Source organism: Streptomyces sp. RLA012 (assembly GCF_056270325.1).
The window spans coordinates 5,446,569-5,464,514 of sequence record NZ_JBWDPA010000002.1 but is presented as its reverse complement, the minus strand read 5'-3'; the positions used below and the strand labels follow the sequence as shown (position 1 = coordinate 5,464,514).

General features: G+C 67.2%; 13 protein-coding genes, 1 tRNA gene and 4 pseudogenes. 7 read left to right on the top strand and 11 right to left on the bottom strand.

What is annotated here, in order from left to right:
• Positions 1 to 40: 40 nt before the first annotated feature.
• The 3 genes and pseudogenes from RV986_RS24970 to RV986_RS24960 form a co-directional block, all read right to left on the bottom strand.
• Positions 41 to 1,600 (bottom strand): FAD-binding oxidoreductase, encoded by a 1,560-nt coding sequence (locus tag RV986_RS24970; protein WP_475924418.1) that lies wholly within the window; start codon positions 1,598 to 1,600, stop codon positions 41 to 43.
• A gap of 637 nt (positions 1,601 to 2,237) precedes the next feature.
• The gene (locus RV986_RS24965) at positions 2,238 to 3,611 is read right to left on the bottom strand and encodes a vanadium-dependent haloperoxidase (RefSeq protein WP_475919526.1); all 1,374 of its coding nucleotides are present in this window, start codon (positions 3,609 to 3,611) and stop codon (positions 2,238 to 2,240) included.
• 387 nt (positions 3,612 to 3,998) lie between these two features.
• Positions 3,999 to 4,211, bottom strand: a pseudogene (locus RV986_RS24960) (NUDIX domain-containing protein); the annotation flags it as partial.
• A gap of 349 nt (positions 4,212 to 4,560) precedes the next feature.
• Here RV986_RS24960 and RV986_RS24955 point away from each other — a divergent pair.
• Together RV986_RS24955 and RV986_RS24950 are read left to right on the top strand one after the other, a co-directional pair.
• The gene (locus RV986_RS24955; protein ID WP_475919525.1) at positions 4,561 to 6,069 is read left to right on the top strand and encodes an FAD-binding oxidoreductase; all 1,509 of its coding nucleotides are present in this window, start codon (positions 4,561 to 4,563) and stop codon (positions 6,067 to 6,069) included.
• A 109-nt stretch (positions 6,070 to 6,178) separates the two neighbouring features.
• Positions 6,179 to 6,593: pseudogene (locus RV986_RS24950) on the top strand (tyrosine-type recombinase/integrase); the annotation flags it as partial.
• A 58-nt stretch (positions 6,594 to 6,651) separates the two neighbouring features.
• Here RV986_RS24950 and RV986_RS24945 read toward each other — a convergent pair.
• A tRNA-Gly gene (locus tag RV986_RS24945) sits at positions 6,652 to 6,725 on the bottom strand.
• A 578-nt stretch (positions 6,726 to 7,303) separates the two neighbouring features.
• Between RV986_RS24945 and dcd the strand changes: the two genes are divergently transcribed.
• The 3 genes from dcd to RV986_RS24930 all read left to right on the top strand — a co-directional run bounded on the left by dcd (position 7,304) and on the right by RV986_RS24930 (position 8,908).
• Entirely contained in the window at positions 7,304 to 7,879 is a 576-nt protein-coding gene (gene dcd / locus RV986_RS24940; protein ID WP_475919524.1) for a dCTP deaminase, read from the top strand.
• 15 nt (positions 7,880 to 7,894) lie between these two features.
• Positions 7,895 to 8,410: a phosphoribosyltransferase gene (locus tag RV986_RS24935; protein WP_475919523.1), complete on the top strand. Its 516-nt coding sequence runs from the start codon at positions 7,895 to 7,897 to the stop codon at positions 8,408 to 8,410.
• 207 nt (positions 8,411 to 8,617) lie between these two features.
• Positions 8,618 to 8,908, top strand: a complete 291-nt coding sequence (locus RV986_RS24930; RefSeq protein ID WP_475919522.1) for a hypothetical protein — start codon at positions 8,618 to 8,620, stop codon at positions 8,906 to 8,908.
• A gap of 493 nt (positions 8,909 to 9,401) precedes the next feature.
• Here the strand turns inward: RV986_RS24930 and RV986_RS24925 are convergent.
• From RV986_RS24925 to RV986_RS24915, 3 genes and pseudogenes are all read right to left on the bottom strand, one after another.
• Positions 9,402 to 9,569, bottom strand: a pseudogene (locus RV986_RS24925) (IS5/IS1182 family transposase); the annotation flags it as partial.
• 90 nt (positions 9,570 to 9,659) lie between these two features.
• Complete coding sequence (locus RV986_RS24920) at positions 9,660 to 10,352, bottom strand: SDR family NAD(P)-dependent oxidoreductase (RefSeq protein ID WP_475919521.1); 693 nt, start codon at positions 10,350 to 10,352, stop codon at positions 9,660 to 9,662.
• A gap of 152 nt (positions 10,353 to 10,504) precedes the next feature.
• Complete coding sequence (locus RV986_RS24915) at positions 10,505 to 11,338, bottom strand: helix-turn-helix transcriptional regulator (RefSeq protein ID WP_475919520.1); 834 nt, start codon at positions 11,336 to 11,338, stop codon at positions 10,505 to 10,507.
• 146 nt (positions 11,339 to 11,484) lie between these two features.
• On the opposite strand from RV986_RS24915, the gene RV986_RS24910 reads away from it, so the two are divergent.
• Complete coding sequence (locus RV986_RS24910; protein ID WP_235458112.1) at positions 11,485 to 11,808, top strand: putative quinol monooxygenase; 324 nt, start codon at positions 11,485 to 11,487, stop codon at positions 11,806 to 11,808.
• Between the two features lie 377 nt (positions 11,809 to 12,185).
• Here RV986_RS24910 and RV986_RS24905 read toward each other — a convergent pair whose 3' ends face one another.
• From RV986_RS24905 to RV986_RS24895, 3 genes are all read right to left on the bottom strand, one after another.
• Positions 12,186 to 12,485 carry a recombinase family protein gene (locus RV986_RS24905; RefSeq protein ID WP_475919519.1) on the bottom strand — a complete coding sequence of 100 codons (300 nt, stop codon included), beginning with the start codon at positions 12,483 to 12,485 and terminating at the stop codon, positions 12,186 to 12,188.
• 329 nt (positions 12,486 to 12,814) lie between these two features.
• Positions 12,815 to 13,843: a Yip1 family protein gene (locus RV986_RS24900; RefSeq protein WP_475919518.1), complete on the bottom strand. Its 1,029-nt coding sequence runs from the start codon at positions 13,841 to 13,843 to the stop codon at positions 12,815 to 12,817.
• 130 nt (positions 13,844 to 13,973) lie between these two features.
• Positions 13,974 to 15,386, bottom strand: coding sequence for an FG-GAP repeat domain-containing protein (locus RV986_RS24895; RefSeq protein WP_475924417.1), 1,413 nt, complete (start codon positions 15,384 to 15,386; stop codon positions 13,974 to 13,976).
• A 545-nt stretch (positions 15,387 to 15,931) separates the two neighbouring features.
• Between RV986_RS24895 and RV986_RS24890 the strand changes: the two are divergent.
• A pseudogene (locus RV986_RS24890) lies at positions 15,932 to 17,562 on the top strand (subtype B tannase).
• A 122-nt stretch (positions 17,563 to 17,684) separates the two neighbouring features.
• Here the strand turns inward: RV986_RS24890 and RV986_RS24885 are convergent.
• Positions 17,685 to 17,936 (bottom strand): GntR family transcriptional regulator, encoded by a 252-nt coding sequence (locus RV986_RS24885; RefSeq protein ID WP_475919517.1) that lies wholly within the window; start codon positions 17,934 to 17,936, stop codon positions 17,685 to 17,687.
• Between the last annotated feature and the right edge of the window lie 10 nt (positions 17,937 to 17,946).

The following is a 17,946-nucleotide window of genomic DNA, read 5'->3' as shown; positions in this document are numbered from 1 at the left end:
GTCGACAACCTCACCTGATGGGAAGCCTCGCCGTTTGGGCTCAACTTGTGCCGATCGCCTGCGGGTAGTTGAAGAATCCGGTCGGGTCGTATTTCCGCTTCACGTTGACCAGACGGGGGTAGTTCGTGCCGTAGTAGGCCTGCCGCCAGTTCTTCAGTGTCGGGTCGGGGAAGTTCTGGTACGCGTGTTCGGGCGACTTGTCGGCGAAGATGTCGTCGTAGAACTCTTTGAGCCAGTGGAGGTTGGCTTCGGCGACGCTGGGGAGGTCGTAGTCCGCCCACGAGGTCTCGGCGGCGAAGACGAAGAGGTCGTTTCGGTGTACGAACGCGGTCGCGTTCGGCGGTACCTGGTTGATCTCACCGCCGAGGGCGAACATCGCGAACCCGGCTCCGTCCTCGTTGTTGCTGCCAGGCCAGTCCAGCAGGCGCTCGGCTGCCGCGCTGACCTGCTGATCGGTCAAGAGAGTGCGGGAGTTCAGGATCGCCGATTTGGCGGCAAAGCGATCGATCGGTGTGGTGGCGCTCAGCAGTACGCTCGCCTCACCGGGCGTGACCTGACGAACGGACGCGCTGTTGCGGGCGCGTTCCTCGGCCGTGCCGATCTTGAGCAGCGGGTCGAGAATGGCACGCAGTTCCTGGACAGTGCCGTAGAACTGGCCGATGGCGTTGACGTTGGCGTTCGCGTGGATCTGTGTCCTGGTCATCCCGCTGGTACCGATACCCATACGCAGATGGAACCGCCTGTCGCCCGCGGTCTCCTGGGCAATGTGCTGCGCGGCCGCGACCACCGGCAGTACGGAGTCCAGGCTCCAGCGGAGCTGGTAGAACCCCACGGTGCCCTCGAACTGCTCGTACTGGAAGGTGAACGAGGTGTTGACCCCGAAGTTGTTGCCGGCCCCGCCGCGGCAGGCCCAGAACAGGTCGGGGTGCGAGTCCTGGCCGGCCTTGACCGCGCGTCCGTCGGCGAGCACAACGGTCGTGGAAACGAGCCGGTCGCAGGTCAGGCCGAACATCTTGTCGCTGAAGCCGATACCGCCGCCAAGCACCAGCCCTGCAACCCCGACACTGGGGCAACGCCCGGTCGGCACGAACATGCCGTGGTCCTCCAACAGCGGATGCAGGTCGCCATTGGTGACGCCGGCCCCTACGGTGACGGTACCGGCGTCGTGTACGACCTTCATCGGCCCGTAGACCCGAGAGCGGGCACCGCCCGGCACCGGGGTGGAGACGATGCTCTTCATACGGGCCATGTTCAACAGCAGGCCCGTGGTGGTCGAATACCCGGCGTAGTTGTGTCCCAGCCCGGTGCGCGGTACGGCGGGCAGCCCTACCTCACGAGCCCAGCGGACAGCTGCGGACACGTCCCCGGTGGTCGCGCAGGCAACGATGCCGGCAGGCCGGATTCCGGCGTACCTGTGGTTGAACGGCAAGGCCAGCGACGGGTACACCGAGCCCTGCGGCCGGTAGAGGGTGGCCCCAGGGGACAGCGCCTCGGCCAACCGCTTCCAGTCCCGATCGCCAACTGGCCCTGCTGCCTCAGCCGCCGCAGCCGCACTTTCCGGTACCTGAAGCCCCAGCGCCCCAGCAGCGGTTCCCCACACGCCCGCCCGCAGCACGTCCCGCCTGTCGATCACAGCGACCTACCCTCACGCAGCGGTCGCAGGCTCCTCCTGCGATCTCATCGGCCAGTTCGCTGATCGTCGACCGGTGCCATCCCCGTCGGCCGTCCACTCGCCGGACCCACCACACGAAAGGACGAGAGACGCACCGCCAAACAGCTCAGACACACCCAGGGCCGCTGTCTGCGAACGCGCCGTCAGCGCCTTCACCATGCGGTACTTGGCAAAGGCGCTGACGGCTTTCCAAACGTCCAGAGGATGGGTAGACCCGCGCGGTTCTCAAACCGGGAGCTGTGCCGACGTGACTATGGAGTTGCCCACGGTCTGGCCGGCGTGGCCGCGGCGGCGCCCATCGCCCATGAGCCCGGATCAGCCCTTCGTTGCCGGGCGTGAGTAGTTGAGGTACAGAAAGTGCCGCTGAGCTTGATCTTGCTGCGGTCGGGCTACTGGAGGGTGTCCGCGGAGACGCCGAGCAGTTTGGCCATCGAGGTGATCGAGCGGCCCGGGCGGCGCAGTTGACTTCCTCAGTGGCGAGGCTGGGCGCCCGCCGATCCGCCCGCAGGCGGGGGCGACGGCCGGGCCTGGTAGCCCCTCCGCAGGCATGGGCCACGGTGTCGTTTCACTGCTGATGCGGACGGCCCGGTCGTGTCGGCAGCAGCGCGTTGGCGAACACGTAGTCACCGACGTTGTTACCGATCTCGCTGCCGTCCTCGGCGTCCCAGCGGAAGTGCACGCCCAGCCAGAGTCGGCTCAGCTTGCCCTCCTCGGCGACCTGGCTGAAGTTGGCCATCCTGCGGTATGCCTCGAGGGTGTGCGGGTCCTCGGAGTGTGCGATGAACGAGACGTCGTCACGACCGAAGAAGTGCTTCATCGCGCTTGCCCACGCAGCCGTGAAGTTGGCGTGCCCGGAGGTCCAGGCGGGGAAGCACGGGGTGAACGGTGCCCCTGTGCGGTCCGCGCTGAGAGGCTCCCAGGTCGCGTTCGCGCCGCCCGTCGCCTGGATCGCGGACACCGGGCGCCACAGGTTGATCGAGGTGTCGAACTTGCTGTCCCAGGCCGCGATCCCGGCATCCGCCAACGACAGTGCCGACAGCGCGAACAAGTGGGTGGTCTCGTACGTGTCGAGCTTGAACTTCTTGGCGACGATCCCGGTCAGTTCGAGCAGTTGCCCCGGGGGGTGGTAGGTGTCGTCCAGGTCGTGGTCCCAGAACCAGCCGACGACGGTCTGATCGTAGGTGCGCTCGGTGGAGTCGACGGCACCGACCCGTCGCACCTCGTCGCGCTGGGCCGCGTACTCCGGGCTGGCCACCAGATCGGCGTAGGAAGTGAAGCCTCGCAGGCTGGGAGGCCGGAACTGCGAGCCGGAACGGAGCACGAACGGCTTGACCTTGCCCCAGTTCGGGGTCACCGCGTCGCTCGGCTGCTTGCAGTCCTCTTCACCCGTCGGCCGCCAGGCTCCAGGTGTGGTGGTGTCGCCACTGTAGACGTCCGGGTTGTCCGAACCGTCGCCCGCCCGGGCTTTGTTGATCTGCCTCACCACGGGGTCGACCACCAGGCGGTCGAGGGGGTCGTAGGAGTGGGGGGAGCGGCCGGTCCGGGCCCTGTACTGGGCGTCGATGTACGCCTGATCGCCCGGGTACAGCTGCGAGATCATCCGGTACGCCGTGCGGTCGATCAGCCGCTCCTCCTCGTCCGGACGCGGCTGCGAGTGTTTGTCGGCGTACTTCAGCGGCCGGTTGAGGTATGGCTCGTACTTCAGGGTTTCGTACGTGTACTGATAGGCGCTCTCCGCGTTGTAGATCGCCGCGAAGACCATCGCCCCGGACCTGGAGAGATCGCCGGGCGAGGCGGCCCAGCCCCGCGCATTGCGGAACGTCTGGAGCAGGACCTTGTTCCAGTACTGCGTCGGATCGCCTTTGTGTCTTGTCGCGGCGGCGGCCTGTGGCGCACCGGCCGCCACCGGATTCAGTCCGGCGAGCAGGGCACCGGCCACGACGGCGGCCCCTAGCCGTCCCAGGCGTCTGCCGGCACGGGACTTCAAGCGTGGGAGCACGGACTTCGCGGCCGACCGACGGCCATGATTGGGCTCGAGAGCCACGGCATTCCTTTCGACGTCGCTGATCGACAGCGGTAGCGTAAGGACGGATATGCGTAAATGAAGATCAACCACGCCGATATGTCGTGTGTGTCATGTGACTCCATGATTTACGCGGAAATGCTCATCCGGTCATGATTGACAGCCAAGCTGAGCTGTGATCGCCCAGACGTGGGGGTCTCACTCGTGTGAGCGATTTCCGGATCCATCGAAGGGTGGCTGTCTGACACTGACTCCGCGAAGAGAGCGTGCTCGCCCGGCAAGTCAGCCTGCCCTGTGGCCGTTCTCCAACAGGTGGATCGCCGCGAAGCCGCTGACGCCGAGGACGCCGCCGTCGTACAGGTACGCCACCAGCGGCGGCCGCCCAACGTCGTACACCTGGTCCACCGCGAGCAGCCGCCCGGGCTCGCGGTCGAGACCGATCTCTTCGACCGTCTCGCGGCGAGTGCCCTGGCGCGGCGTCTCACCGTCGTCGGGCTTGATGGTGCCGCCCGGAAGCGTATGCCGTTGATCAGCTGCCTCCTGGTCCATATCGGCGGCCGACCGGACTTTTTTGTTCTTTGGCGCCAGTGACTCCAGCACCGCCCACTGCTCGTCCGCCAGATCTCCGCGCGCCACAAAGCGCCGCCCCGGTTTGCCGCTGCGCTGACGGATCTCGTCTGGGCGAGGCCGATATGCGAGGCGGGGAGCTACGGCGTCAGACACCTTGGCCGTGGGTGCGAGTGTGTCGAGACGGTCCACCGTGGCTGCCCTTGCTACTGTCCACTTCGCCTAAATCATCCACAAAGGACCAATTCGCGTCTGCTGGTGGTCGACGCGTCTGCTGGTGGTCGAGAGGACATGGACCATGAACGACTTTTCCCGTCGCGGACTGCTCAAAGCGACGGCGGTCGCCGGTGCAGGTGCGGTCGTCGTGCCCGGCGCTGTGGTCGCCGCAGCCCCCGGTGCGAGCGCCGTGACCGGGGCATCCGGGGGCGAGGCGCATGGGGCGAAGTGCAGGCCGGCAAAGCTGACCGGCCGGATCGTCCGCCCCGAGGACCCCGGGTACACGGACGCGCGTCTCGGCTGGGACCAGCTCTTCTCCCACTATCCGCTGGTGATCGTCTTCGCCCAGAACACCCAGGACGTGGTGAACGCCCTGACGTGGGCGCGGCAGAACGACGTCGCGCTGCGGATCCGGAGCGGCCGCCACAGCCTTGAGGGCTGGTCGAACGTCGACAGCGGCCTGGTGATCGACGTCAGTGAGCTGAAGTCGGTCCACATCGACAGTGCCTCTCGCATCGCGACCGTCGGCTCCGGACTCAACCAGCTGGAAGCGGTGACCACGCTCGCGAAGCAGAATTTCGCGGTGACGACAGGGACTGAAGGCAGCGTGGGTTTGTCCGGTGCGACGCTCGGTGGAGGCCTCGGCTTCCTCACGCGCTGGATCGGCATGGCCTGTGACAGCCTGATCGGTGCTGAGGTCGTCGTCGCGGAAGGCGACGAGTGCGCCAAGGTGATCAAGGCTGATCTGAACCACAACTCGGATCTGCTCTGGGCGCTGCGCGGAGCGGGCAACGGCAACTTCGGAATCGTCACCTCGCTCACCTACAAAGTGGCTCCGCTGAAAAGCGTCACGTATGTGCAGGCGACGTGGGACGGAATCGGCGACCTGGGCAGGATCCTCGAGGCTTACCAGCGCACTGCGCCGTACACCGACGACCGCCTCGGCACCCAGCTCGAAATCCACCGGAACCAGATCCTGCTCTTCGCGGTCCTTGCGGAAGGAACACCTGCGGAGGCGACAAAGCTGCTGGCCCCGATCCTGTCGATCGGCAGCCCCCAGGTTTCGACGCAGGTAGGAAACTGGGGCGACGTGTATTCGGGATTCCAGATCCCGGTCGAGGACGAACCCGCGAACTGGAAGTTCTACTCGCAGTTCGCCAAGAAGCCGTTCCCGACCAAGGCGATCGACGTGGTCACGTCGTTCATCAAGGACGCCCCCACGGACGACAGCAACTTCTTCGTTCAGGCGTTCGGCGGGGCGGTCAGGAAGAGCCCCCGCGGCGGCACCGCGTTCCCGCACCGCGACGCGCTCTTCTACTCCGAACCCGGCGTCGGCTGGGGGAAGCGCAGTGACCAGCCGGGCATCTGCGACCCGCTCACCCCGCAGGCCCAGGCCTGGATCGCCGAATTCAGCCAGGCACTGCGCCCCTACGTGGACGGCGCCTACGTCAACGTTCCGAACATCGGCGTGCAGGACTGGGAGACCGCCTACTGGGGGTCGAACTTCAGTCGGCTGCGCAGGATCAAGGCGGATTACGACCCCCGCAACGTCTTCCAGTACGACCAGAGCATCCCGCCCGCGTCCAGCTGACCGAGCACGGCCCGTGCCCCCTCCCGACCGGTGAGGGGGCACAGCCATGCCCCCAACGTCCTGAGGCGGGTTGTGGAAGGTCGATGGGTGCCGGCCAGTCATTTGAACGCGGACTGTGATTCTTCCCGCGTTCCTTCACCGGGAGCTCCGTTGGCACCTGGAGAGCTATGCCGAGGCGGGACCGGACGGGCTTCTCTTCGTGGGTGAGAAGGGAGCTCCCTTCCGGCGCGGTACGTTCGGCCGGAAGTGGCGGAGGGCGCGGGAGGTTGTCGGTATGCCTGGGGGCTTCCGGTTCTACGACCTCCGGCACACCGGGCACACCCTCTCCACCCGTTCCGGTGCCACTCTCAAAGACACGATGGTGCGTGCCGGGCAGTCATCCGAGAAGGTGGCGCTGATCTATCAGCACTCCGACGACGAGCGACAGGAAGAGGTCGCCGGGGGCCTCCGCCACCGTCCGGAAAGCTCGGGCGGCGACCGCCGAAAAGGCACCCGACAAGCGTTCTGGCACGGATCTGGCACGCGGCAACCGATCACCACGGACAGCACAAAGGCCCAGGTCTCCGACCTGGGCCTTTGTCATGGAGCGGGTGACGAGAATCGAACTCGCACTCTCAGCTTGGGAAGCTGATGTTCTACCACTAAACTACACCCGCGTAAGACGCCGGTAACCCGGTGTCGAATGCGCGCTCACTCTACCTCATGCCCGACCCCTGGCGCTGAAGCCCAGGGGTCGGTGTGCGTTTCGGGGGGTGGACGGGGCTGCGGGGGACCGGAGTTGGGGCGTACGGTGGGGGTGTGGAAGAGGGTCCGGGCGGGGTCGGAGTGCCGCCTGGAGAGCCGTCTCTTTGATCCCGTAATGTGGCTTTCGTCGTCGGGGCATCAGCCCGACGCGGCTCTTGGGGAAGGGACTCTAGGACTTGATGGAGCGCACCGTCGTCCGTTGTGCCGAGGGGCACGTGTTCAGCACCGCTTCGTTCCCGATGCAGCAGGCCGAGCGGCTCGGTCCCGGTCGATTGATCCGGTGTCCGCGGTGTACGCGGCTCCGGAACGTCGTTCCGGTCACGCTGGAAAAGCGGTAGGGCAGCACAGGCAGGAGTGCCGGCAGCGGTACAGGCAGCAGTGTCGGCAGTGGCAGAGTCGGTAGCAGTAGTAGAGGGATGAGGTCGTAGGGAGCGGGGGAGGCGCGGGGGACTGTTCACAATTGCTGACAGTCCCCGCGTATCCTCGGGGCGTGCTTCTCTCAGACAAGGACATCCGGGCCGAGATCGACGCCGGCCGGGTCCGCATCGACCCGTACGACGAATTCATGGTGCAGCCGTCGAGCATCGACGTGCGGCTCGACCGCTACTTCCGGGTGTTCGAGAATCACCGTTACCCGCATATCGACCCCGCCATCGAGCAGGCGGATCTGACCCGGCTCGTCGAGCCCGAGGGTGATGAGCCGTTCATCCTGCACCCCGGGGAGTTCGTGCTCGCGAGCACGTACGAGGTGATCACGCTTCCTGTGGATCTTGCCTCGCGGCTCGAAGGGAAGAGTTCGCTGGGGCGGCTGGGGCTGGTCACCCACTCCACCGCCGGGTTCATCGACCCCGGATTCTCCGGGCATGTGACCCTTGAGCTCTCCAACCTGGCCACGCTTCCCATCAAGCTCTGGCCGGGCATGAAGATCGGGCAGTTGTGCATGTTCCGGCTGAGTTCGCCGGCCGAGTTCCCGTACGGCAGTGATCGGTACGGGTCCCGCTACCAGGGCCAGCGCGGACCGACCGCCTCCCGGTCCTTCCTCAACTTCCACCGGACCCAGGTGTGAGGGAGGAGAAGCCGCATGAGCGCGTCTGACGTGCGGGAGAACCTCACCTACGAGCGGTTCGGGGTCGCGGTGCGCGAGCTCGCCCAGACCATCGCCGACGACGGCTACCAGCCCGACATCGTGCTCAGCATCGCCCGCGGCGGTGTCTTTGTCGCGGGCGGGCTGGCGTACGCGCTCGACTGCAAAAATATCCATCTGGTAAATGTCGAATTTTATACCGGTGTGGGCACGACGCTCGAAATGCCCGTCATGCTGTCACCCGTCCCCAATGTCATCGACTTCTCGGCCAAGAAGGTTCTGATCGCCGACGACGTCGCCGACACCGGCAAGACCCTCAAGCTGGTGCACGACTTCTGCGTCGACACCGTCGCCGAGGTCCGCAGCGCCGTCATCTATGAGAAGTCCCACTCGCTGGTGAAGTGCGAGTACGTGTGGAAGCGGACCGACGACTGGATCAATTTTCCCTGGAGTGTCTTGCCTCCAGTACATAGGCCGGGAGAAGTGGCGAAGCCGAATAAGGAAGCGCTCTGACCTGTTCCTATGACGGGCATGCAGGGGGCATGGGGGCGGAGGGGCGATGTCGCAAACAACAGACTGGCTGAGCGCTGCCGGCGGCATCGTTGGCGCGATCGGTGGTCCGGCTGGTCTTTAGGCAGCCTGGAGTCAGCACCGACAAAGCCGTCGGCGCAGATATGGCCCGCCTGAAGAAATGGTTGGACTCCTGGCCAAGATCATTGTGTGGCGCACGACGCCACCCTCGGCTATCGCAACGAGGGCTGGATGGCTGCGTCGGGCTTGCAAGAGTCCGCCGATCGTCTCGACGAGTTGAATCATCTCGTGCGGGATCGATCACTGCGGGAATCGCTAGGTCTCGTCCATGCCCAATCCGGCCTCGTGCGACGCTCGGTTGCGAGTGACGGGGACAGCACCGAGCGGACTATGAACGCCGTCACCCGCCAGTCTCGGTACGCTAATGATCTTGAGAGGCTTGCCAAGCAAGCACTGGAGCGACTGCGTCGGCAACTTTGACCCCGGAGAGCGGCGCCTCCTTCGGGGCGCAAGCTTTGAGGTCTGGCCTCATCCCTGGCAGGTCGGTCACACACCCCTGCTACTCCAGGGGATGCAGCCGGTTCACCGGCCTCGCTGGTCGTTGGTGATCGGCCGTAACCGCCGGTGTTTGCTGCTGTTGGTGTCAGGCGCTGATGTCAGCGAGATCTGCTGTGCTGGACGCCTTCTGTCCGCCCTGTAGTCCACGCCATGCGGTCCGCAGACCTTCGAGCTCGTTGTGTGGGAAGGGACGTCGCCATTCCGCCTGGTAGCTGTCTTCGCCAAGCTCGTACCCGACTCGGTCGAATGCTCGGATGGCTGCGCGACAAAGGGTGTCGAGCGATTGGCGGCTAGCCCAAAGCACGACTCCCGACTCGGCCGGCGCTTGGTAGTCGTCAGCCATCACGATGCGGATGTCGACCTCGGAGCCGTCGCGGCGGAAGAACCAGTGGTAGATCTCCGGTTCCGCGTCGAAGGAACCATGGACCAGCGCGAGCACGACGTGCTCGAAGACGGTTCGGTCGGGGATCCGGCGGCGGTGACAGCCCAACGGGTGGCCGACGACGAACTTCTCCCGGACGGGGAGGAGCGCGGCGAACTGGTCCCACAGGGATTCGAGCAGGCAAGCCGGCAGCGCGGGCACGGCCGTCCTTCGTGATCACTGAGCGTAGAGATGACGAGCATGAGGTACGCGCAGGGCGGCGGGTCGACCGACCCTGAGCTCAGGGCAGGTTCACCACGGGAGGTTCCCGGATCGGTCGATGAACTGTCCCGTCGGCCCGTCCGGGCCGATCGTCGCGAGGGTCACGAGGGACTCTGCGCCGTCGGCGACGCTGTGTCCGAGGCCGCCGGTGAAGTCGGTCGCGGTCTGCCCGGGGTCTGCGGCGTTGACCTTCACGTCCTTCAGTTCCTTGGCGTACTGCGTCGTGAGCATCGTGACCGCGGCCTTCGAGGCGCAGTAGAGGGGCAGGGCATACTGCGACTCGATCCGCGCCGGGTCCTGGGTCATGCTGAAGGAGCCCATCCCGCTGGACACGTTGACGATGACGGGGTTCGGCGACTTGCGCAGCAGCGGGAGGAAGGCGTGCGTGACGCGCACGATCCCGACGACGTTCACGTCGAGCACGGCGCTCACGTCGGCCGCGGTGTACTCCTCGACGGGGCCGACCTTGCCGAGGACGCCGGCGTTGTTGACCAGGACGTCGATCGTTCCCTCATGCGCGGCGACATCCGCGGCTGCGGCCTGGACCGAGGCGTCGTCGGTCACGTCGATCTGAACGAACCGGGCGCCGAGCGACTCGGCCGCGGCCCGACCGCGCTCACGGTGGCGGGCACCGAGGAGGACGGTGTGGCCCGCCTCGACGAGGCGACGAGCGGTTTCAAAACCGAGGGACTTGTTGGCCCCGGTGATGAATGTGGTGGTCATGCTGGCTCCTCCTGGTCTCAGCAGCACGGTCGTGCGCTGTTCACGCACTCCATGCTGGGTCCCCGGGAGGGTTGGCGGGAGCTACGAAACTTCCTGGTACCGCGCGTACCACCCAGCAGCCTGGTCCACCGGACGAGGCGGAACGCGGGCCTTCATTTCTGAGGAGACATCCTCTGGACCCCAATGGCCGCAAGGAATTCGAGTTTGCTGCGGGCGTCGGTGCCTGGCTGCGGCGTGTACACCACGAGGCGGAGGTTCGTGTCCTGGGTGTTGAGGGTGTCGGAGTTCATGGCGATGTCTCCGACATCCGGGTGCTGGACGAGTTTGTGCGCACTCTGGTGACCGCCCACCGCTCGGCGGCTCCACAACTCACAGAACCGTGGGCTGAGGTTCAGCCTCGATACCAACGCCGCGAGGTCGGGATCGTCGGGATACCGGCTCGTCGTCGCGCGCAGGTCGGCGACGAGGGATTCCTCGAACGCCGCCCGCTCGGCCGCCGTCTGCCGGACCCGGGGCAGCTCACCCAGGAACTGCCAGACCAGGACGTTGCGATCTCCCACACCGCGGACCGTGGGATCGCCGAACGTGGCCGCGAACAGCGGATTCCAGTGCAGCAACTGCCAGGTGGCGTCGTAGATCGCCAACGGGTTGCCGGCGAGCTGGTCCACGATCCGGTACAGGCTCCCTGGGATCATTCGCCGAACCCGGGTCGGATCCGCTGCGTGACCAGCCATGCGCAAAAGGTGAGCATGCTCGTCGTCGGACAGGTGCAGGGCGCGAGCCAGGGCCGAGCAGACCTGCGCCGAGGGCGTCGCCACCCGTCCCTGCTCCAGCCGGACCACGTACTCGACCGAGATGCCGGCCAGCGTCGCCAGCTCCGCGCGTCGCAGACCGGGGACCCGACGGGGTGAGCCGTGTGCGAAGCCCACCGTCACGGGGTCCAGCCGGTCCCGCCACGCCCGCAGCGCGGCACCGAGTTGATCCATGCACACCATCCTCCCGCACACCCTGCCCCGCTGGGTGGTACGCGCTGTACCACGAAGCCCCGTAGCTCCCGCCGACGCTCCCCGGGGCTCAGTGTCGAGTCGTGAACGGCGCACAACGATGCTGTTCGGAGTCAGGAGGAGCAAGCATGACCACCACGTCGAACCACTACGTCACCGTGCTGTGGGAAGCCCGGGCCAAATCCGGGAAGGAAGCCGCGATGAAGGCGTTCATGACAGCCGCCGTCACCGCATCACGCTACGACGCGGGCAACATCGACTACGAGGCTCACCAGGTCGAGGGACAACCGGGCGCGTTCGTCATCTTCGAGCGCTGGGAGAGCCGCGAGGCCCTCGAAGGCCACCTGCAGGCACCCCGCATGCAGGACCTGGTGCCCCAACTGCTGGAACTGATGGACGGCAGCATCGAGGACGGGATCCGCTTCCTGCAGCCGTTCCGCCCGGCACGGTAGGCCGACCCGGAGCACGGCGGTCGTGATCGTCGTCCTCCGATGCTGAGCGGTTTCGAGTAGCAAGACGGCAGCGCGGGCACGGCCGTCCTTCGTGATCACTGAGCGTAGAGACTCCATGATCACGCCGGACCCGTGCCTGCTCTGCATCCTCCCCCACACCCGATGCCTATTGCCGGTCGTTCTAAGTCATGAGCCGGAACAATCTTGAAAACCGTCGTGGCGCGAGTCACCGTGGATTCAAATCCCACACCCACCGCATGGTGAAACGGCCTCTGACCTGGTGTTCAGGTTGAGGGTCGCTTCGTTTCGTGCTCCCCTTCGCTGCCCGCTGTTCCCCGTAGTTTCCCGTTCGACCGGGCACGGGTGGGGCACGTAGGTCATGCGTCCTGCTTCCTGCACAGGAACTCATGAGCAGGTATGACGGGCTCTCCGGGTGTCGGGTCGATCGCGCCGACTCTCACGATGCCGTCGACAAGGCCGCTGCGAAGGTCGTTCAACATCAGCTCGAACTCTTCGCGCACGACGTTGCGCTTGTACGCGGATACGTCGTTGTCCTCGTAGACCTTCACGGCCTGCCACGAGCGAAGATCCGTGCGGCGCTCGCAGTCCTGTTGCCGGCGGGCTACGCCGAGTGCGTCACCTTCGTCATCCCGCGAGATGCGGGTGTAGATCCCCACCCTGCGTGCCACGGTCGGGCCTCCCCTCTCCAGAGCAGGGCCGGACTACTACCGTCATTAAGACAAGTCAGCCTTGAGCGTCGAACCGCCGGTGATCAAGAGGGCCGGGCAGGTTCTCGACGCCTGAGTGCGGACGGAAGCCGTCTGAGTGCGGACGGAAGCCGTCTGAGTGCGGACGGAAGCCGTCTGAGTGCGGACGGAAGGCATCCGAGTGCCGGCGGAAGGCATCCGAGTGCCGGCAGAAGGCGTCCCAGCGCGGACAAGAAGAGGGGCTCCCGGTGCCTGGTGGCGTCGGGAGCCCCTCTTCTGTCTTCTTGCGCGCGAAACCGCTAGAACGTGCCCAGCTTGATAATCGACAGGATCGCTATCAGCTGGATCGCCGACGCGCCCAGTGCCTTGGGCCAGGGGAGGTCGTGGGACTTGCTGACCATGAGGGTCAGCAGGGCGCCCGCCGCCACCCAGGTCGCCCAGCCGAGCAGCTGGACGAAGGCCGCGTCGCCGCCGAAGAACATGGCCACGACCAGGCGCGGGGCGTCCGTGATGGACATGATCAGCATGGAGAGGCCGACCGTGGGCTGCCAGGCGCCGTCGCCGCCGAGCTGGCGGGCCAGGGTGTGGGTGACCACGCCCAGGATGAACGCGCTGATGACGATCGCCACGGCCGTCGTCAGGACGATCGGGACGGCGTTGGAGAGCGTGGCGTTTATGGCGTCCTTGCGGGCGCCGTCGAAGCCGAAGACCGCCAGCAGGCCGTAGAGGAACGTCACGATCAGGGCCGGGGCCCACATCGTGTAGTCGCGCATCTGGAGGAAGGTCTGGTTGGGGGACATGACGATGCCCCTCAGCAGGTCCTTCCAGTGCAGACGGGGGCCGACCGGCGGGGCCGCAGCCTGGCCGGCACGGTAGGTCCCGCCCTGGTTGTACGGGTCCTCGCCGACCGAGAACGCCTGGGTGTGACCCGGGCTGTTCGCCGCGTACGGGTCCGGGCCCTGCTGCGGGTGCCCGTCGCCGAAGTACTCCGGCTCGCCGTGGCCCCCCTGGCCGCCGTGGCCCGCGCCTCCGGCCTGGGGCCAGCCCTGCTGCCCGCCGTACTGCTGACCACCGCCATAGGGCTGACTCCCGTACGGCTGCTGCTGCTGCGGCGGCGCGGGCGGGTAGCCGTACGGCGGCTGCTGGCCTCCCTGGGGGGCCTGCTGTCCGTACGACGGTCGGTGTTGTTGCGGTCGCGCTTGCGGGGCCCGGTTGTCCCGGCTGCGTCCGATCCTGAATCCAGCCACGTCATCGAACGTACCTGGTCCCGCCGTGTGACGTGCCGGGCGCGGGCATACGAGGAGGGGTTTGGGTCCGAGCTGTGACATCCCCTAAGGGGAAAACCGCAGGTGTCCCTTACGCCCACACACCCACGGGACCAGCACTGGAGCAAGCACTTGACCAGCACTGGACCAGCAGTGGGGCGGTACTGGACAGGCGCTCGTGCGGGCCGGTGGGTCAGGAGGTCATGCCCAGGAACTCGGACGTGGAGAACGTGACCGTCGGTTTCGCCGCCACCAGCTCCGTCTTGCTGCCCGGGTACACCGCGACCGTGTCCTTCGTCTCTCCGTCGTACGTCCGTACGACCAGGTCCGCCCGCCCGTCCCCCGTGAAGTCGGCGACGGTGAGGACCCGGGTGGTGCCCCGGGCCGGAGGCGGCACGGTCACCGTTCCGGCCGCGGACAGTCCGCTCGTACGACCCCGCAGGATCCGCAACTCCGCACCGCTGGAGACGAGTTCGCTCACCCCGTCGCCGTCGAAATCCCCGGCGTCGAGCATCGAGCCGGGAGTGCTGATGTCGGGAGACCCGGCGCCGGCGTGCGTGGCGTCCGGGAGGTCGTAGCGCAGATACGTTCCGTCCTCCCCCACGCTCGACTTCGCTCGCGCGGGGGGACCCCCACCGCCGACCGCCGCGTCGAGCGCGCGGCCCCTCCCGAAACGGCCGAGCGCGACGTCGATGCCGGCCGGCAGGGCGGTGCCGGTGCGGGTGGGGCCGGCCGGGCCGCCGAGGACCAGTGCGGAGGTGGCGGGGCCTTCCGCCGTACGGACGAGGAGGTCGTCGTAGCCGTCACGGTTCACGTCGAGGGCGGGGCCCGTGGGCACGTTGCCGGGGGAGGGGAGGGGCTTGCCTGCCGCGCGCGGGGCGCCCTTTTTGTCGAACGGGCCGCGCAGATAGCTGAGTCGGCCGTCCGAGGCGTGCACGACCAGGTCCTCGGCGCCGTCGCCGTCGAAGTCGCCGCAGACGGGCTGGTCGGGCCAGTCGTTGCCGGCACGGGCCGGTGCGGGGACGGTGAGCTCGACCGCTTTGCCGGTGAGGCCCGCAGGGGAGCCGAAGAGGATCTGGAGGGGGACCGGGGGCCGCCCCTGGCCGTCGTAGGGCGGGTCCGTCGACACGATGAGATCGGTGAAGCCGTCCTTGTCCAGGTCGCAGCTCGCCTCCGCGTCGAAGACGGCGGGCGCCCGGCCCTTCGTACGGGCCGCCTGGCGGGACGGGCTCAGCAACTGCCGTGCGCCGGGCGCGAGTCCCTGCGTCGCAGATGGTCCCGGCGTTCCCGGCGTTCCCGGCGTTCCCGGCGTTCCCGATGTTCTCGATGCTCCCGGTGTTCCCGATGTCCCGTACACGATGCCGATGCCCGCGTCGTCGCCGTGGGCGTCGTCCGGGCCCTTGACGAGGTCGTTGAGGACCAGGTCGCGGTGGCCGTCGCCGTTGAAGTCGTCGGCGACCTCGCTGCCCTTGCCGTGGGGGACGGGGAGCCGGGCGGGAGCCTTTGCGGCGGTCACGGGTTCGTGCCGTGCGGAATCGGTGTTTCCGGTGCCCGCGCAGGCCCCGAGCAGCAGTAGCAGTACGCAGCCGATTGCTCCGGCCTGTATGCCGGCGCTCGCCCTACCGGCGCTCGCCCTACCGGCGCTCGCCCTACCGGCGCTCGCCCTACCGGCCCTCGTGATACCGGCCCCGGCTGTACCGGCTCTCGCGGCGACTTTTCCCCCGGCTGTTCGCCCGCTCACCGTTCACCTCATCCGCCCCACTGACAACAACCTCGCCATGATGCTCCGAATTCGGCAGGGCGTTAAGGGGCGTGCCGTGCGGCACCTCGCAGCGCGCTGTGTGTCAGCGATGAATTCAACAGAATTGTTGACAATCCTGAGCCCGCCAATTTACGTTCGCAAGGACCCGATCAACGGGGGTGGCACCCCACCGACCTGCTGTGCCTGTGGCCCTCTGACCAGCTGCGTAGGCCCGCCACGGGACCTCGCGCGGCAGCTCGTGCGGCAGTTCGCGGCCCGGCTGCGGTCAGGGTCGCAGTCAGGTCGTCCTCAGGTCTGTGATCGTCACGTCGGCGGCACTACAGCGCTCGCCGCGAACAGGGAGAAGGCTTTCAGTGAAGCACAGGGCAGTGAAGCGCAGGACCGTCGTCATGGGTATCGGCGCGACCGCCGGAGTCGCCGCGGCCGGCGGTTTCGCCTTGAGCGCGAACGCGTCGGGCACGGGTTCGCAGTCCGCGGGTGCGTCGGACTCCCTGGTCTTCGACAAGGACGCCTACACCGAGCTGACGACGACCATCACGGACGCCGACGGCACCGACCACACGGTGGTCTACCACTTCTGGAAGGCCATCACCTATGTCGCCGATCCGGTGGACGAGAAGTACCAGAGCCTGAACGTCAGCGTCCCCGTCAAGATCGACGGCAAGGCTGTGGACGCGACCGACGCTCCGATCGTCCTCGCCAACTCGGTCGGCGGCTACATGCCGTCCTCCGTGGCGGACGCCACCGGCGTGGGCGGTGCCGAGATGACCGGCGGCGGCATGCCCACGGGCGGTGCTGGTGGCAGCGCCTCCCCCAGCCCCTCGGCCTCCTCCAGCCCCTCGGCCTCCAGCAGCACCGGCACGGGCGAGGTGCAGTCCGGCGGCAACGCGATGGTGAACGCCCAGGGCGGGATGGTCAACCTCGGCAAGCTGGGCCTGGCGGCGGGTTATGTCGTCGTGGAACCGGGCGCGCGCGGCCGGACCCTCACCGACTCCGCCGGCGTCTACTACGGCACCGCGCCCGCCGCCATCGTCGACCTCAAGGCCGCCGTCCGCTACGTGCGTGCCAACAAGGGCCGCATCCCGGGCAACACCGACCGGATCGTCTCCACCGGTACGAGCGCGGGCGGCGCCCTGTCCTCCCTGCTCGGCGCGTCCGGTGACAGCCCGAGCTATGACAAGTACCTCAAGGCGCTCGGCGCGGCCGACGCGTCCGACGCGATCTTCGCCACCGGTGCCTGGTGCCCGATCACCGACCTGGAGCACGCCGACGGCGCCTACGAGTGGAACTGGGGCGCCAACGTCACGCGAGCACCGGCAAGGTCGTCGACCAGACAGTGTCGAAGGCGCTGCAGTCCCAGTTCGCGGAGTACCAGGCATCCCTGAAGCTGAAGGGCCTGAACGGCTTCGGTTCGATCACGGCGCGCAACTACGACGAGTACATGGTGAAGCACTACCTGGAGCCTTCGGCCACCAAGTACCTGACCGACCTGTCGGACTCCGCCCGCGAGACGTACCTGGCCGCGAACACGTTCATCACCTGGTCCGGCGGCGAGGCGACCTTCACGTGGGAGGACTTCCTCACGCACGTGGGTGCCCGCAAGAAGACCACGCCGGCCTTCGACGCGTTCGACCTGTCCGCGGGCGAGAACAACGAGTTCGGCGTCGACACGACCGAGGCGCGGCACTTCACGGCGTACGGCGCGAAGAACGACACCACCGGCCTCGCCACCAAGCGGGTCGCAAGCGACATCCCCGAGAAGCTCGACCTGATGAACCCGATGCACCACATCGCGGAGGAGAACCCCGGCCGGTCGAAGCACTGGTGGATCCGCCTCGGCACCAAGGACTCCGACACCTCGCTGACGGTCTCCGCCAACCTCGCCGCCGCGCTGGACAATCTGGGCGACGAAGTCGACCACCTCTACTACTGGGACGAGGGCCACGGCTCGAACATCGACCCGGGCGACTTCCTCACGTGGATCGCCAAGGTGACGGGCGGCAGGCGCTCCGCGAAGTAGCCGCCCCTACGCCCACCCCCAGACGCGGTGTCCGTGGCTTCTCGTCATAAGTCGCCCCAGGACACCGCCCAACTGCGACGCCGAGCCCGATCGGGCTCGGCGTCGTGGTGTTTCCTCACGCTTCAGCGGTGGGCTTCCCGGGCTTCTCGGCGACGAATGAGCCGAGGCCGACCTCGGCGCGGATGAGCCCCCTCCGTCTTGAGGTGGGCCAGCGCCTTCTGCGCGGTGGAAGCCGCGATGCCGAACTCGGCGGACAACTCGACGACGGACGGCACACGGGCGTTCACGGGATAGACGCCGTCAGCGATGCGGGTCGCGATGGCGGCGGCGACCTGTCGCCAGATAGGTCGGGTTCGGTCGAGCTCCGTGTTCATGCGGTGGAGG